The sequence below is a fragment of the Microcystis sp. LEGE 08355 genome (assembly GCF_015207185.1).
Lineage (GTDB): Bacteria > Cyanobacteriota > Cyanobacteriia > Cyanobacteriales > Microcystaceae > Microcystis > Microcystis panniformis.
This window is the reverse complement of the sequence record NZ_JADEXI010000036.1, coordinates 1-16,754: the sequence shown is the minus strand read 5'-3', so window position 1 is coordinate 16,754 and position 16,754 is coordinate 1. Positions and strand designations below refer to the sequence as shown.

Annotated in this window: 8 protein-coding genes and 2 pseudogenes; 3 read left to right on the top strand and 7 right to left on the bottom strand. The window is 39.9% G+C overall.

Going from position 1 to position 16,754, the window contains the following annotated elements; genetic code table 11:
- Positions 1-131: 131 nt before the first annotated feature.
- Positions 132-302, bottom strand: a pseudogene (locus IQ242_RS03420) (BrnA antitoxin family protein); the annotation flags it as partial.
- A 306-nt stretch (positions 303-608) separates the two neighbouring features.
- On the opposite strand from IQ242_RS03420, the gene IQ242_RS03415 reads away from it, so the two are divergent.
- The 3 genes from IQ242_RS03415 to IQ242_RS03405 all read left to right on the top strand — a co-directional run bounded on the left by IQ242_RS03415 (position 609) and on the right by IQ242_RS03405 (position 8,282).
- Positions 609-1,697: an amidohydrolase family protein gene (locus IQ242_RS03415; RefSeq protein ID WP_193959038.1), complete on the top strand. Its 1,089-nt coding sequence runs from the start codon at positions 609-611 to the stop codon at positions 1,695-1,697.
- Positions 1,698-1,779: 82 nt separating this feature from the next.
- On the top strand, positions 1,780-2,403 hold the full coding sequence (locus IQ242_RS03410) for a hypothetical protein (RefSeq protein ID WP_193959037.1): 624 nt from the start codon (positions 1,780-1,782) through the stop codon (positions 2,401-2,403).
- A gap of 95 nt (positions 2,404-2,498) precedes the next feature.
- Positions 2,499-8,282, top strand: coding sequence for an AAA family ATPase (locus tag IQ242_RS03405; RefSeq protein WP_193959039.1), 5,784 nt, complete (start codon positions 2,499-2,501; stop codon positions 8,280-8,282).
- A gap of 21 nt (positions 8,283-8,303) precedes the next feature.
- Here the strand turns inward: IQ242_RS03405 and IQ242_RS03400 are convergent, their stop codons facing one another.
- The 6 genes and pseudogenes from IQ242_RS03400 to IQ242_RS03375 form a co-directional block, all read right to left on the bottom strand.
- Complete coding sequence (locus IQ242_RS03400) at positions 8,304-9,641, bottom strand: AAA-like domain-containing protein (protein WP_193959036.1); 1,338 nt, start codon at positions 9,639-9,641, stop codon at positions 8,304-8,306.
- A 443-nt stretch (positions 9,642-10,084) separates the two neighbouring features.
- Positions 10,085-11,296, bottom strand: a complete 1,212-nt coding sequence (locus IQ242_RS03395; RefSeq protein WP_193959035.1) for a glycosyltransferase — start codon at positions 11,294-11,296, stop codon at positions 10,085-10,087.
- A gap of 73 nt (positions 11,297-11,369) precedes the next feature.
- The gene (locus IQ242_RS03390; RefSeq protein WP_193959034.1) at positions 11,370-14,048 is read right to left on the bottom strand and encodes a methyl-accepting chemotaxis protein; all 2,679 of its coding nucleotides are present in this window, start codon (positions 14,046-14,048) and stop codon (positions 11,370-11,372) included.
- An 89-nt stretch (positions 14,049-14,137) separates the two neighbouring features.
- Positions 14,138-14,668, bottom strand: a complete 531-nt coding sequence (locus IQ242_RS03385; protein WP_193959033.1) for a chemotaxis protein CheW — start codon at positions 14,666-14,668, stop codon at positions 14,138-14,140.
- A gap of 91 nt (positions 14,669-14,759) precedes the next feature.
- Entirely contained in the window at positions 14,760-15,125 is a 366-nt protein-coding gene (locus tag IQ242_RS03380) for a PleD family two-component system response regulator (RefSeq protein ID WP_002785387.1), read from the bottom strand.
- 225 nt (positions 15,126-15,350) lie between these two features.
- Positions 15,351-16,461, bottom strand: a pseudogene (locus IQ242_RS03375) (RNA-guided endonuclease InsQ/TnpB family protein); the annotation flags it as partial.
- Positions 16,462-16,754 lie beyond the last annotated feature (293 nt).

Here is a 16,754-nt window from a genome sequence, read left to right as displayed (position 1 = left end):
ATCTGGATACACGCCACACAAGCGTTTGAACTCTGTTGGCTTTAAAGTTTTTACTTGTTCGTAAGTCATCTTTCAATCTTAACTCTTGGACTATTTTATCCTATTTTGTCTAGACTTATGCAAGAGAGCTATTGTTTTAAAGCCTCATTAATTAGGGTTTGATAACCCATTCCTGCGGTTTCAGCCTGTTCTCGAAAATAAGCTAGAATCTCATCATCTAGATAAATGGTAATGCGTGTTTTTCCCTGAGAGGAAATGAGCGCCCCTCGTTTTCCTTTAGAAAAATCATATTCCTTTCTCATAAGTTTTTCTCTCTTGTTTTGCAGCACGACGAGGGGAAATCAAGGGAATGACTTCACCCCGCAAAGTATCGCAGGAATCGCCTTACCTTCACACTTAGAGGAATATTCAGGGGGAATGACAACTGTGCCATGATGAAGAATCATTTTAAATTCAATCGCTTCCATTCGTTAAGTTTAATAAAGTGTTGTATCAAGTTTAACCCAATCAATCCATGGAGTTTTAGGGGATGAAAAAAAAGCAGCAAAAAAGCGATCGCTTTTTCCCAATCAAATATAATTTAGGTAGAAAATTGCCAAAAAACCTCTATGCTCAACGGGTACAAAATTATTGATGCTGATTCCCATGTCATTGAACCCCCCGCAATGTGGGGCCAATACCTAGAACCTAAATTTAGGGAATTTGCTCCTTCTGCTGACATGAAAATCAAAGGAGAACCGATTAGTCAAAAAATCTCCCCACAAGTCCAAGCAGAAGGGAATAAGCAGATGAGGCAAGCTCATCCCCACGCTTATCTCAATCGCTATAACCCAGAGTCCCATGTTCAAGCAATGGTACAAATGGGGGTAGATAGGGCCTTTATTTATCCTACCTATGGACTGTGGTTATTTGCCATTGATAGCCTACCCGCCGAAGTGATGGGGGCTTTTGTCCGTGCCTATAATAGATGGTTGTCTGAAGAATATTGTAGCTATGACCCGGCCAGACTGAAAGGAGTCGCCGCAGTCAATCAACATGATCCCGAAGATATGGTCAAAGAGCTACACCGCAGCGCAAACGTGGGCTGGAAAGCGGTTTTTTTGCGCCCTAACCCCGTTAAAGGCAGAATTTTGAGTGATCGAGCCTATGAACCCTTTTGGGCGGCCTGCGAGGATTTGGACATGGCTGTAGGAATTCATGAAGGCACTCATAGCCGCTTACCCACCACTGGTGCAGAGCGATTTAATAGTCGGTTTGCGCTTCATGCTTGTTCTCACCCGATGGAACAAATGATGGCACTGTTAGCCTTAATTGAAGGGGGGGTGTTAGAACGTCATCGGAGGCTGAGAGTGGCGTTTCTAGAGTCCGGGTGTGGTTGGCTTCCCTATTGGTTATGGAAGCTTGACGAAGAATACAAAAATTTACATTGGGAAGTCCAAGATCGGGTAAAATTACTACCATCGGAGTATTTTCGCCGTCAGTGTTACATTGCAGTGGAACCCTCTGAACCCTGTTTGGCTCAGGTCATTGATTTTATCGGTTCTGATAACTTAATCTTTGGGTCTGATTATCCTCACATGGATCATCAGGCTGATGGGGTAGAAAAAGTTATAGGACTTGAAGACAACTTATCTCAGGAGATCGTTAAAAAAATCGTTTGGGAAAATCCTCAACGATTTTATGGTTTAGCCTCTTAACGAAATTTTTTTTACAGAGTTTAGCCATCATTTAGCGTCTCTATTTTTTCCACAAATCTTCAAATCAAAGGAGTTTCTGCTCATGATTACATCTCAAAGTATCAAGCAATTAAACAGCTTTGTTGTTAGTACCGATACCAATAAAGCTTTTAAAGCTTCCCGTGCGTCAGATTCAGATGGGTTAAAGACTACACATAGCTATTATAATCGAATCATCAAACAGTGCAAAAAATTGGCTCAACTCGTAGCTATTTCTTGGCTAGAACATGAAAAGGCTCGACAAATACGGCAGATATTTCTCGACTTCAAAAGCAATGATTTTGAACGCCAAAGTCCGACCTATATATATATGGTAGATTTACTGACAGGAAAAAAAGGAGATTTGTTAGAACCTTGGTTTCCAGATAATAGTTTTGGAGCAATTTTTGATCAGGAAGAAATCGATTATTATCTCATTCAAGTCAAATGGGATACCTTTGAAGGGAGTCTCCAAGAAATTCCTCAACCTTCTGTTGAACAAGAAGGACCTTACTTTATCATGGTACTGCCCTATCCTCCTAAACCCAGTGCCGAGAATATTGATTTAGATAATCCCCCGGAAGAACTGGAAAAATGGTTAAAAAGCCCCGTAAATATGAGTGATCCAAACCAAGTAATTACGGATCCATTTCCACCAGTTCCTTATCTTCCAACAACTTGTACCTAATTAAATACCCATCACAAGACCTGGCCTAGCCATAGAATAAGTGTTAAACTTTAAACATGGGCTTATACTATGGCTTACTGGGTTAAAATATTATGATGACTAACTATCAGATCCTTGAAAAAATATATGAAAGTAACAAAACGTTGGTTTATCGAGGAACTACACAGCCAGATAATCAACCTACTATTCTGAAAATTCTTAAAGAAAATTATCCAAGTGTTTCAGACCTTACACGCTACAAACAGGAATATGAAATTACTTCCTCTCTCAAGGTAGATAGTACCATTAAGTCCTATGATTTACAAAGACATGAGAATAGTTTAGTCATGTTTTTGGAAGATTTTGGTGGGCAATCTTTAGATTTATTATTATCTCAAAGTCAATTAAGCCCAGAAGAATTTTTAATCATTGCCATTCAGATAACAGAGGGATTAGCGGCCATTCATAACGCTAATATTATTCACAAAGATATTAATCCATCTAACATTGTTTATAATCGGCAAACTCAAAAACTTAAAATTATTGATTTTGGAATTGCTACCCATTTATCTCAAGAAACTCAAACCTTTTGTTCTCCCTATCAATTAGAAGGAACATTAGCTTATATTGCCCCAGAACAAACTGGAAGAATGAATCGAAAACTCGATTATCGGAGTGATTTTTATAGTCTGGGGGTAACTTTTTATGAACTTTTAACTAATAAACGTCCATTTGAAACAACTGATCCGATGGAGTTAGTTCATTGTCATATCGCACAACATCCCTTACCTCCTCATGAAATCACCTCAGATATTCCCTTAGCAATTTCTAATATAGTTATCAAATTATTAGCGAAACCCCCAGAAGAAAGATATCAAAGTGCTTGGGGAATCAAAGCAGATTTAGAAACCTGCTTGAACCAATTACAGTCTCAAGGACAAATATTGCCCTTTTCTCTCGGAAAACTGGATATTTTTGAAAAGTTTCAGATTCCCCAAAAACTTTATGGTCGAGAACAAGAAATTACTCAACTGTTGACAACATTTGAGCGAGTTATTCAGGGAACAAAAGAAATAATTCTCATTTCCGGTTATTCAGGTATTGGCAAGACTGCTTTAGTCAGTGAAATTCACAAACCGATTACAGAACAAAAAGGCCAGTTTATTCGGGGTAAATTTGAGCAATTACAGGGAGACATACCTTATTCAGCCATTGCTAAAGCTTTTCAAAACTTAATATATACAGTTTTGAGTGAACCGGAAGTTATTCTACAAAACTGGAAAACAAAATTGTTAGAAGCTTTAGATGGCAATGGACAAATTATTATTGATATAATCCCCGAAGTTGCCAAAATCATTGGACAACAGCATCCCGTTGAAACACTTAGTAAAACTGAAAATCAAAATCGATTTCATAGAGTCTTTAAAAGATTTATGAATGTCTTTTTAACAAAAGAGCATCCATTAGTTATTTTTATTGATGATTTACAATGGGCAGATTTACCTTCTTTGAATTTAATTGAACAATTAATTTCAGATCCAGAGCTTCAATATTGTCTCTTGATAGGGGCTTATCGAGATAATGAAGTCAGTTCAACTCATCCACTAAGACGCACCTTAGAAAAAATTCAGCAAGCAAAAGTCACAATTAACCAAATTATCCTTAAACCCCTAAAAATAAATCATGTTAATCAATTAATTGCTGATACCCTGATTTGTTCAACAGAATTGACAAAACCTTTAGCTCAATTAGTTTTCAAAAAAACCAATGGAAATCCTTTTTTCCTCAGTCAACTTCTCTATTATTTATACCAAGAAAAGTTATTAAGACTTAACATCGGTCAATCTTTTTTAAACTCAGAAGATAATCCCCAAGGTTATTGGCAATGGGATATAAAACAAATTGAAAAGGTCTCTATCACTGATAACGTCATTGAATTGATGGTCAATAAAATAAAAAAAATAGATGATAAAACTCAACAGGTTCTCAAATTAGCTGCTTGTATTGGCCATGAATTTAACTTAAAAATTCTGGCTCTGCTCAACCAGAAATCTCAAATTATCACGGCTAGAGAATTACAGTCTGCTCTTGATATGGGTTTGATTATTCCCCTAGACAATAACTATAAAGTTCCTTTGCTGTTAGATTTAGAAGAATTATCAAACAACCGTGCTGAAAATTCTTTATCTGTCTGTTATAAATTTTTACATGATCGAGTACAACAAGCTTCTTATTCTCTTATATCAGAGGAAGAAAAAAGAGAAGTTCATCTAGAGATTGGCCGTCTCCTCCTCAAAAATATTCAAAAAGATGATTTACACAATCACCTTTTTGATATTGTTAATCACTTTAATAAGGGAGCTACTTTAATCACTAAACAATCAGAAAAAAATGAGTTAGCTCAATTAAATCTTCAAGCATCGAAAAAAGCAAAAGCTTCAACTGCTTATGGAGTTGCCTTAATATTTTTAGAAGAAAGTTTAGCGTTGTTAGGGAATAATAGCTGGAAAAATCAATATCAGTTAACGTTAGAAATTCAGATAGAATTGTTAGAAACTCTCTACCAGAATACACAGTGGGAGCGCATGAAAGAGCTATCTACAGATGTTTTAGAAAAAGTGACTAACATTCTTGATAGAGTAAAAATTTATGAACTAGAAATCTTGTCCTATTACGCTCAATTTCGGCCAGATATAGCTATTAATGTCGCACTTATTGCTTTAGAAAAATTGGGAATCAAGATTGATCAAAATCAAAAAGGTGTCACTGAGAGAAAAATCAAAAATAAAATTAAGCAACAAACCAAATCCTTGAAATTACTATTACAAGATAAAAAAGTTGAAGACTTAGTTTACTTACCGAAAATGACCGATCCTTATAAACTTGCCGCTATTTCAGTAATGCAAAAGATGACAACTGCTTTAGCGACAACAAATTTTGCATTATTTGTTGAAGTTGTATTAATTCAGCTTAATTTTTGCCTTAATTATAACAATCCCCCTCAGGCGGCCGCTACTTATAGTCTCTATGGAGTGCTTTTATGTGGAATTATAGAAGACTTAGATTTTGGTTATCAGTTTGGCCAACTATCTATGGCACTCTTAGAAAAGGATAATATCACGCAAATAGAGGCTTTTATTATTCATGAGTATTATGGCTGTATTATGTATTGGAAAGAGCATATTAATCAAAAAATAATCTTAGAAAAATTACTGAATAGTTTACAAAAACTTGTCAATGTGGGGAATAATGAATATGTTTCTTACCTGGCTTTAGATTATTGCTTAATCAAATTTTTCGGAGGATGTAATCTAAAAGAATTAGAGCAAGATTATTACAAATGTAGCCAATTAATTCAATCTCTCAACCTTGATTATTCTCGTAACTATACAGAAATATGCAGCAATATGGTTGTTAATTTGATCGGTATTGATCGACCTAAATATTTTATTTTAATTGGTCAATCCCAAGATCAAGAAGCACATTATATAGAAGATTTTACCAAAAATAATCATCAATGGTTGTTGTTTATTTACTATTTTGGCAAAATGTTTATTAATTATTTTTTAAAAGATTATGTCGAGGCTTTTAATAATAGTCAGTATGCAGATAAGTATGTGATAGCGATTGTCGGCTTTATCGGCAAACCACACCATATTTTTTTCTTCTCCCTTTCTCATCTTGCCTATTATCCTAGTTGTAATAGAGAACAACAAAAAGAATTATTAAAACAAATTAATAGAAATTTAAACCACCTGAAGAATTATGCTAGTCACTGTCCTGAAAACTTTCAACATAAATATTGTTTAGTCGAAGCAGAAAAAGCTAGAGTCTTGGGTCAAAACTGGAAAGCTCAAGAATTTTATGAAAAAGCAATTCAAGGAGCCAAGAAATATGAATTTATCCATGAAGAGGCTTTAGCTTATGAACGTGCCTCTGAATTTTATTTTACTTTAGGTAGAGAAGAAATCGGGAAATTTTATTTAAGAAATGCCTATCATTGTTACACTCGTTGGGGCGCAAAAGCCAAAGTTAAACAATTAGAAGAAGAATACCCTCAATATTTATTAGGCATCAGCAATCAAAACAAATCTAAAGTACTGAGTACCACTATTTCAGCTACTGGTAATGATGGAGCAGTTCTTGATTTAACCACTATTCTCAAAGCCTCGCAAGCAATTTCTGGAGAAATTAAACTAGAAAATCTTCTGCAAAACTTAATCAAAATTGTCATTGAAAATGCAGGAGCGCAGAAAGGTTGTCTGATTTTAGAACAGCAAGGAAATTGGGTCATTGAAGCTCAAGGAACAATTGATAAGGGAACGGTTAATATCCTAGAGTCAATTCCCCTAGAATCTATCGACCATGATAACTCAATTCCCATTTTACCCACTAGCATTATTAATTATGTCGCTCGGACAAAAGAAACTATCGTTTTAAATGATGCAACTTCTGAAGGTCAATTTACCAATGATTATTATATTGTGGCTAAACAAACTAAATCCATTCTTTGTACTCCTTTACTCAATCAAGGCCAATTAAAAGGAATTGTTTATTTAGAAAATAATTTAACAACTAGCGCATTTACCTCAGAAAGAGTTGAACTATTAAATACTCTAGCAGCTCAAGCTGCTATCTCTATTGATAACTCAAGACTCTATCAAACCTTAGAACAAAGAGTGCAAGAACGCACTAAAGAACTCACAAATACTTTAGAGGTACTGAAAGCAACTCAAGCAGAACTTATCTTTGAAAATGACCTACTTAAAAGTGCTGAACACCCCCCCCAATTTGTCTATCAAGTGGGGGGAAGTTTACCGATGGATGCGCCGAATTATGTGGTTCGACAAGCCGATCGCAATCTTTATAAAGCTCTCAAACAAGGTCTATTTTGCTATGTTTTAAATGCACGTCAAATGGGAAAATCTAGCTTAATGGTACGGATGATTAGCCAATTACAAAAGGAGGGAATTAGATGTGCAGTAATTGACTTAACTCGGCTAGGAACAGATAATATTACCCCCGAACAATGGTATAAAGGATTAGCAGTTGATCTGCTCCGCAGTTTTGGATTAATCAAACAATTGAAAACTTTTAAAGCTTGGTGGAGTGAACAATTAGACCTGCCTCCTGTACAACGATTAGGAGAATTTATGGAAGAGTTTCTTCTAGTTAATGACGATTTTAATCAGCGGAAATCTAAACAATTGACTGTGATATTTATTGATGAAATTGATAGCATTCTAGGGTTAAATTTTGATGTCTCTGACTTTTTTGCTTTAATTCGTTCTTTTTATAACCAGAGAGCGATTCAACCTCAATCTCAAGAGCTAACTTTCGCCTTTTTTGGTGCTGCCACACCTTCAGCTTTAATTACTGACCCCCAGAAAACACCTTTTAATATTGGTAACGCTATTGAATTAGCAAGTTTTAAAGAACACGAAGCCCAACCTTTATTATATGGGTTAACAGAAAAAGTCAGTAATCTTCAGACCATGCTCAAACAAGTCTTAAGCTGGACGGGAGGACAACCTTTCTTAACTCAAAAACTCTGTCAACTGATGCGGGATAGTGAGCAACCAATCCCCTCTAATCAAGAAGAACAATGGTTGGCCAACTTAGTAGCAGAAAAAATTATTCAAGATTGGGAGATGCAGGATCAACCCGAACATTTAAAAACCATTCAAGATCGCATTCTTCAAAGTCCAAACCGACCCCAGTTATTAACCTTGTATCGACAAATCCTGCATCAAGAAGCAATACAGATTGATAACAATCCCTATTTACCTGAGTTATTTTTATCTGGATTAGTGGTAAAGCGTCACGGGAAAATGGACGTTCATAATCGGATTTATCAGACGATATTTAATAATGATTGGCTTGAGCGATCGCTGTCTTAATACCATGGTTCAAAAATTTATTTATACCGAACCAGTATATTGACTTATAAAGTACTTTTGATACAACTGACAACTGACAATTGCTTTATTTTCTCTGAGTTTAATTAAACCCATACTATTAAGTTTATAAGCAATAATTGGATCGACTATTATTGGTTGATTACCTTGACAAATCTGTTGAAAAACATCGGCAAGTTCGGGTTGTTTTTGTAAAGTGACCCAGTGAAGCTGTAAATGAGAGGAATAAATCCCCGTTAATGTAGTTGCTGATTTGATTAAATCTGGCATCGTGATTCGCTCTTGGATAAGATGATAAATCGCTAAATGAATCAAGGCAGGATGTCCCCCCACTAAGTCGATCAACTGTTGAATTTCGTTGATTGCTAATTCATTTAATTGATATTTTTTTGCCAATTCTGCCACTTGTTCTTGATCAAAACCCTGTAACTCTATGGGTAATCCCACATTAAAAGGAGACTGTTCTAATCGCAGAGAAACATAAGATTCTGTGGATTGAACAATAATTAAACGTAATTTCTGCCACAGGGGAGATCGCTTAGATTCTTCATAACAAGCTCTGATTAAAGGTAAAAAATCTTCCGCTACTTTTGGATGTTCAAAGACTCGATGCACTTCATCTAAAGCTAATACCAGTGGCTGTTTTATCTCTCGTAAAATATACTCTTCAAAATAAATTGTCCAACTCATTTTAATTCCTATATCTTCATCCCAATAATCATCTAATTTGGCTTCTAAATTCAACTGCCGAGCGCAATTACGGCAAATCCAGCGTAAGAACTTGTTAAAATTTGCGATGACGTCTCGGTCTGCTTTTTGTAAATCTAACCTAACAATTCGATAATCTAATTCTTGTTGACAAGCCTCTAAAATTGTTAATAATAAAGACGTTTTTCCCCATTTGTTAGGAGCTTTAATGCGTACTAACGCCCCAGAGCGGTCGATTTCCTCGATAATTTTTGCTTCAAGGTTTGTTTGTTTCAGATAGTAAGGGGAATTATAGAGAACAGGAGCATCGGGGTATTCTGGCCGCTCATTTTTGGGATATTCCCTACTGTGATACTGAGGCGATTTAGAGTTGGTAAAATGAGATTGTAGTCTAGATAAAAAATTTTTTTTATTGATCGTTTCTCCGATCAGTTGTGAGACTCTATAATAGAGTCCTGGGGCAACTACATTGGCAAGATAGCTGCTACTATAACCATTTTCTTGGGCAATTTCTTGATAGTTCTTTTTCTGCCAAAGTCCTCGCAATAATAATTGTTCTGTGTCATTGAGACAGCGATTCTCAAGCTTGAGCAGTTGCCCATTAAGAATCTCTTGGATTTCCTCGAATTTCATTATTTTTGTCCAAGGTAAGAAGATTTGATGGAATAGATTATTTGATTTTTCAGTTCCGTTGCAGCCAGAAACATTGAATCTTGAAATAACGGCAGCGATTCAAACTGGAATTGGTATATTTGACAGACAAGCTGACGAGAACCAGCAACCGACAAAATTGTGCGATGGCAACACCGAGAGGGATTAATTTCCCCCCTTGCTAGGAAATTATAGCATTTCTTGTCAAGGTCAATTACACGGCGAGCAATTATCTCTTGATGATTTCTATCAAAACCCCTGAGTCTTCAGCGTCTAACTCCTCGATAATCCTATTAAGAATTAATTCGGAAAAATCCTCACAGGAGTTGACTAGACAGGGTTTTAGCAATCAGATGTACTGCATTTAAACTGCTGGCAATTTTAGTACAATGGCTGCTCCCAATCTTGCCCACAACGGTGAACAGTTACTGTTCATCCCTCAATACACTTGCTCCCAGAGCTTCTAGGGTTTCTTGCAGCATTTCAGCGCGAGAGACATTACCCTGATCTTTCAATAATTGTAGGCCTTTTTGCCAAATCTCGATCGCCTCATTATAACTACCGAAAGCTATATAAGCCACCCCTAGATTTTGGTAAATAGTGGGATTATCGGGGTTTAACTTGAGAGCTTTTTTATAAGCTTTAATCGATTCTGGTAGCCGATGCAGTTGTTTGAGAACCAGTCCTAAATTATAGTAACCATCGGCATAGCTAGGATCAATTTCTACGGTTTTCTCAAAGACAGATAAGGCAGTTTCGTATTTTCCTGCTTCGTACAATAACCCACCTAAATTATTATAAGCACCAAGTTTTAATTTATCTAAAATTGGCTGCTTAATCGCTTTAATAAAATTATCGGCTGCTTGCTTAAATTCCTCCACTGAATAATAATAATTAGCGAGATGATAATATAACTCGTATAAAATATGTGGATTAGAACCGTGGCATTTTAAACCGTGTTTGAGCAGCTTAAAACCCTCTTTATCCCTGCCAATCTTTAGATATAACCCTCCCAATTTACTACACACATAGGGATCGTGAGGATGTTGCTGATAAAAACCCTCCATCGCTTTTCTTGCCCGTTCAAACTTATCTAAGCTGGCTATTTTATCGACGGTGTAACCGTAGTGAAAGATAGCAATTTCTGGCAGTTCAACTATTTTCCAACCAGGTTCTTTTTTTAATAAAATGGCCACATTATCATCAACAATTGAGTGATAGGGTCGGGTAAAAGTGACCTGAGGATGTCGGCGAAATAGCCGCGAAATTAGAGAATAAGGTGATTGTACGGCTCCGATTTCATGGCGGATTAAATTAATCACTAAATTTTCCTCTTTTTCCATTGCCCGACGCATTTTCGGTACGATAGCGGCATTTAATTCCTCATCAGCATCAAGGACTAAAATCCAATCGCCAGTAACATATTTTAAAGCCTCATTTCTGGCATCGGAAAAATTACCCCGCCAATCGTAGCTAGGAACTATGGCACCGTAACTTTGAGCAATAGCAATCGTATCATCGGTCGAACCCGTATCCATAACGATCATCTCATCCACCACCTCTTTGACGCTATCCAAACAGCGCCGGAGATTTTCGGCTTCATTTTTGACAATCATGCAGAGACTAAGTTTAGGCATAACTTTACTCACTCTAGCGGTCAATCTTGAGGGATAGCGGCCAATCAATAACCCACTGATTAGCGCTCACCGATTATCGATCATCCTCTGAGTCTACCTTAAACCGTTCTACCGAAGAAAGCAGCTCCCGGGAGATGCTCACCAATTTTTGCAGAGAACCCGCCACCCGTTGGGATTCTTGGGAAGTTTCCTGAGCGGTTAACTCCACCGACTGCATAACTTGGGCGACATTGAGGGAATTTTCCCGTTGTTTAACCGTATCGGCGGTAATCGATCGCACCAGGGTATCGATGCGGTTAGAAACTTGGATAATATCTTCTAGGGACTTCTTCGCCTGTTCCGAGCGCTCGGTGACATCGATAACCTGTTGAATCCCTTCCTCCATCGCCATCATTACCGAACCCGTTTCCGATTGGATATGTAAAACGATCTGTTCAATTTCCTTAAGCGATTTAGCAGCTCTATCGGCCAACTGACGCACCTCATCGGCCACAACCGCAAAACCGCGGCCCGCCTCTCCTGCTCGCGCCGCTTGAATCGAGGCATTAAGAGCCAATAAATTGGTCCGCGAGGCAATCTGAGAGACTACCGCGACAATTTTCGAGATTTCCTGGGAAGCTTCCGCCAAACGCTTGACTTTTCGCGCCGTTTCTGATACGGTCTCGCGGATTTGCAGAATTCCCGCCACGGTTCTTTCCACGGAATCGCCCCCCTTCAGGGCGGTAATCGAGGAAGTGCGGGCGACTTCTTCGGCTTCTCTGGCGTTTTCCGCCACCCGTTGAATTGAGTCGGTCATCATCTGTACCGAATTAAGGGTGACGGCCAATTCCTCCGCCATCCGCAGGGCATCGCTAGACTGATTGCGGGCGAAAGATTCACTATTGGTACTGCCTTGATTCACCTGTTTTGCCGCTTTTTTCACCTGTCGGACAATTTCGCGCAGGTTTTGGATAGTCAAATTAAAAGCATCGGCCACCGCCCCTAAAACATCGGCGCTTACCTCCGCTTCCACGGTCAGATCTCCCCGAGCCGCTCCTTCCACATCATCGAGAAGTCGAATCACTTGCCGTTGTAAGTCTTCCCGTTCCCGTTCCGTTTCGGCGGCGCGGCGTTGGGCTTCCGTGGTGGTAGTTACCACCACCCGAGCCATCTGATTGAAACGATTGGCCAGTTGACCGAATTCATCTTCCGAGTAGATCGTCGCTTTAGCGTTAAAATTACCTTCCGAGAGATGATCGAATTGGCTTTGCAGATCGTTGAGACTGCCCTTAATCTGACTAATTAGCAACTGTAAACCTAGCCAAGTCAGGGCAAAGGTTCCCAATCCAGTTAATAACATCATGGTTAGTACCGGTTGACTGAAGGGGGAAAGACTGGCTGAGGCTGGCGGTTTCGGGGCCGGTTTGGGGGCAACCTTTTCGGTTTTTGCCTGGCTATTCGGGGCTGGTTTGGCAGCCAAGAGCGTAGAAAGCCAAGAGGTGGTACTAACGGCAAAAATTATGATCACAGGGGCAATACCCGCTAAAGCCGCTAGGATTAGTTGTTTTTTGCCTAAAGAAGCGTTGACAAAAAAGCCTAATTTGCCCGGATTGACTTCCACCACTGGCTTGAGCAAGCACTCGGAAGCATGGGTAAGATGACTATCTCTTTTGTCATTGGGGGTTTTTAGACGAGAAGGATTAAAACTAGGCTCTCCCACACCAGAACTGGCATTAAGGCGCGCACCGGGTTCGGGGAGAAAACCACCACTTAAAGCTTCCCCCCCCGAAGGGGTAAATAGCTCCCAGTCCCCCAGTCCTTGAACCGTATCCGTCAGAGCCAGTGGGGAAAAACCGTCTAAATCCTCATCATTGAGTTCTGGTTCCCCAAAATCTCCGGTTTCGTCTTCCTCGTCTCTTTTTTGAGTGACTCTGCCCTGATTAGGGCCAGTTTTTGCCCCTTGTGGGTGGGTCGATTCCGGGTCAATGGCAAAAGTGCTTTCTTCTAGGGTATCCCTATAGGATAACTCCTGATCTCTACCGGTGAGGGGATTTCCCCCCAGAGCAGAGGAAACCATAAAAGTGGCTTCTCCCGTTGACCCTAACTCACCGTCCCACCCTTCCTCCAGCGAGTCAATCTCCGCCGCTTCTAAAAAGGGGAAAGGGGCTTCCCCCTCCGCCGAATCGCTAGACCACTGGGAACCGTGAGAGCCAGGGCCCGGCAGGGTAAGGACACTAAAGGCGGTTTCCTCCGATTCCTCAAAATCATCGTCATAGGAATGGACTTTACTTACCGTAGGCTCGCTGGGATCCTCCTCATTGAAAAGACTACTATTCCAATCCAGCCCTTTATTTTGTCCATCGGGGTCAGCCCCTTGCGACTTCCAGGAGCGAGAATGGTTAAAACCTTGACCTAGATCGAAAGCTGCCTCGCTGTAGGCAATGCTTTCCGTAGCAGCGATCGTAAAATCTCCCTCCTCGACTTCAAAACGCAATTGCCGAATCTGATCGAGACCACGCTGGGCATAATCGACTAGATCGGAGCTATTGGGAGAATTTTTAGCCAATTGCAGCACTTTTTCGTAACGTTCCTCCGCCAATCTGTATTGTTGTAGTCCTAGATGAATGTGACCCTGTAAAAGCATGACATTGGCATCCTCGGGATACTTGCTGATCATCTCTTTGACAATGACGGCGGCATCCTCAAGGTTGCCCTGGCAATAGGCGGTGTTAGCCTTTCTATAGAGTTTTGCGTATTCTGTCCCTGACGGCATTTGCCCCTCCCCTAGTAAAGTTAAATGAAGTAGTTAGTAGTTTCAAGAAAGAATTCCTATAAATCCTATTCTGCTATTTTTTTCAGGTTTTAAGCCGCCCAACGGGCAGAACGGAGTATGGCCAGATGATCGAGTAGTCCTAAGGTTTTTTTTGATTCTTGGCCCAGAATCCACTCCCCCTGCACATAGGGGGCGATCTGAGCGGGAATACTGGCGGCACTACCTAGTTTATCTGGGTCGAGCCATTCCATATCTCCCAAACGTTCCACCGCTAAACCGAGGATCGTTTCCTCTTCTTTGATTGCAATTATGGGAATTTCGGCTCGATCGGTGTTTAAGCGGCTGCTATCCCCCAAAAATTGCCCGAGATCCGCCACCCAGATCACTTGACCCCGGAGATTGATCGTGCCGAGAAGCAAGGGTGAAGCATTGGGAATGGGGGTAATGCGATCGAGTGGCTGCTGTATTACCTCGCCAATGCTCACGGCACTAAGGGCAAACTCCTCCTGAGAGGGTAGATAAAATCGCAAGTACAGTTCACCGACGGGAGTTTCTAATTCCTGATTGTCGGGGGCGATATCTTGGGCGTTACCAGTAAAAAAATCGGCGTTCTTAAGCATGAGTTTAGTTCTCTTGCAACTAATAATTCGGGCGGCGTTTTTAGCTGTCTTGACCTATACCATAGATACACTGTCTCTGGTGAGGGCGATTTTATCGGCGCAACAGTTGTTTAATGGTATAAATGAACTCAATCGGTTCAAAGGGCTTGACAATGTAGGCATCGGCTCCGATTTTCATGGCCCAATAGCGATCAAAGACTTCCCCTTTCAAGGAACAAATGACCACCGGGACATTTTTGGTTTTTGGATCCGACTTGAGACGACGACACACCTCATAACCATTCATGCGGGGCATGACGATATCGAGGAGGACGAGATCGGGATTGGCTCTCTGAATATGTTCGAGGGCTTCTACCCCATCCGTGGCGATCGTGACCTTGATGCCGCTATTGCGGAGTAGATCACAGATCAGTTCCCGTTGCGTTTGGCTGTCTTCTACCAGCAATATTTCGCTCATAACTCCCTACCTAGCTCGGCTGCCAAGAACAACAATGGCAAAAGATGCCCGATAATAGTCCCCTTTGACTGGATGCTCGGAAATTGCTCTCATTTTTGCCTCCAACGCAATCTGAAATTTATCAGGGGTTTCCCTCTAAACAAGGACTTGATTCACCCTTTCGGGTTTCATCTCTATAGTTCCCAATTCTACCGGTGAACTACTCTCAAGGTCGTTGAGAGCTTCCTATTTCACGGGGGATTGCCTCAAGATGGACTTACGCCCAGCTTTTGGTCTTACATCCCCTCTATAGGCAGTATCGCGCTTTTCCTAACGATAATATCCGTAAGGCTTCATTTCTGATATTTATCGCCGCATTTATGTCCCGGCCATGGGTTGTTTTACAATGCACACAAGTCCAATTTCTAACCTCAAGCGGCAAACTACCCACTTGATTTAGACAGACATTACAAGTTTTAGAACTAGGGAAAAACCTATCAACTTCGGTATAAGTTTTTCCTTCCCATTCTGCCTTGTATTTAAGCATTGTACAAAACATTCCCCAACCACAATCACTAATAGCCTTAGCTAAATTATGATTGCGTACCACGCCTTTAACATTGAGGTTTTCTACCGCAATAACTTGGTTTTAGTTAACTATCTTACGGGATAGTTTGTGGAGAAAATCCTCACGACATCTTGATATTTTAGAATGGACTTTAGCTACTTTAAGTCTAGATTTTTGACGGTTGTTACTTCCCTTCTTTTTACGGGATAGCTTCTGTTGTTTCCTTTTTAGATTACGTTGATGTTTAGCAAAATGTTTAGGGTTATCATATTTACTGCCATTGCTGGTAATACAAAAATGAGTTATAGCGGTTCTCGCATCTGTGCGGCACACTTAAACCTTTGCTGATTAAGCTGTTCAGGATATGGAATGTACCTCTTGTGAATCAGAAACGCTATAATCCTAAATCAATTACTATCGCTTTTCCATCCGTTGATGTCGTCACGGAATCTAATCCGTCATCAACTAAAATAGAAGCGTAGTATTTATCATCGGGATTTCTTGACACGGTTACAGTTTTTATCGTTCCTTCAACACTCCCGGCTCTTCTCGACTTTGTGTGATAATTTTTGCTTATGGAATCCTGAAGTGCTTATCGGGCAGAACTTTTAGGACTATTTTGCGGATATTCTATCAGTATAAAACTCGTTTCCACACAGAAACCAGAAGAGCCAACTCCCGGTGACGAACACAATAAACCAATCCAATTTTAGGAAGCTTTAGATAATCTCCCTCAAATTTAATATTAGCTGGATAGCTAATTGATTGTTTACCATGTTTAGATTTGAATCTTGGTAGTCTAGCTCGTTTCTCAAAGAAATTTTGATAAGCTTGCGATAAGTTCAAAGCAACAACCTGTAACCCACATTCCGCACCCTCAACTGTCACATAAGCTGTCCCCCTCCAGAGACTTGAGTAAAAATACTTAGCTGGTGAAGGTTTTCTCGGTGGCCGTTAGGGGGATATTGAGACCCCTAATTATGAAAAAATAGGAATTGTTGGAAAACTTAGGCAGTGGGCTGTTCGACCATGAATCAATCAACAGAAATTGAAGTCAAAAATCTAGACCATCTGGGATTAGT

What these genes read in the sequence shown, in the direction of transcription:
- IQ242_RS03385 (WP_193959033.1), bottom strand. Translation starts at nt 14,668, where the DNA reads ATGCTTAAGAACGCCGATTTTTTTACTGGTAACGCCCAAGATATCGCC.
- IQ242_RS03410 (WP_193959037.1), top strand. Translation starts at nt 1,780, where the DNA reads ATGATTACATCTCAAAGTATCAAGCAATTAAACAGCTTTGTTGTTAGT.
- IQ242_RS03390 (WP_193959034.1), bottom strand. Translation starts at nt 14,048, where the DNA reads ATGCCGTCAGGGACAGAATACGCAAAACTCTATAGAAAGGCTAACACC.
- IQ242_RS03400 (WP_193959036.1), bottom strand. Translation starts at nt 9,641, where the DNA reads ATGAAATTCGAGGAAATCCAAGAGATTCTTAATGGGCAACTGCTCAAG.
- IQ242_RS03380 (WP_002785387.1), bottom strand. Translation starts at nt 15,125, where the DNA reads ATGAGCGAAATATTGCTGGTAGAAGACAGCCAAACGCAACGGGAACTG.
- IQ242_RS03395 (WP_193959035.1), bottom strand. Translation starts at nt 11,296, where the DNA reads ATGCCTAAACTTAGTCTCTGCATGATTGTCAAAAATGAAGCCGAAAAT.
- IQ242_RS03415 (WP_193959038.1), top strand. Translation starts at nt 609, where the DNA reads ATGCTCAACGGGTACAAAATTATTGATGCTGATTCCCATGTCATTGAA.
- IQ242_RS03405 (WP_193959039.1), top strand. Translation starts at nt 2,499, where the DNA reads ATGACTAACTATCAGATCCTTGAAAAAATATATGAAAGTAACAAAACG.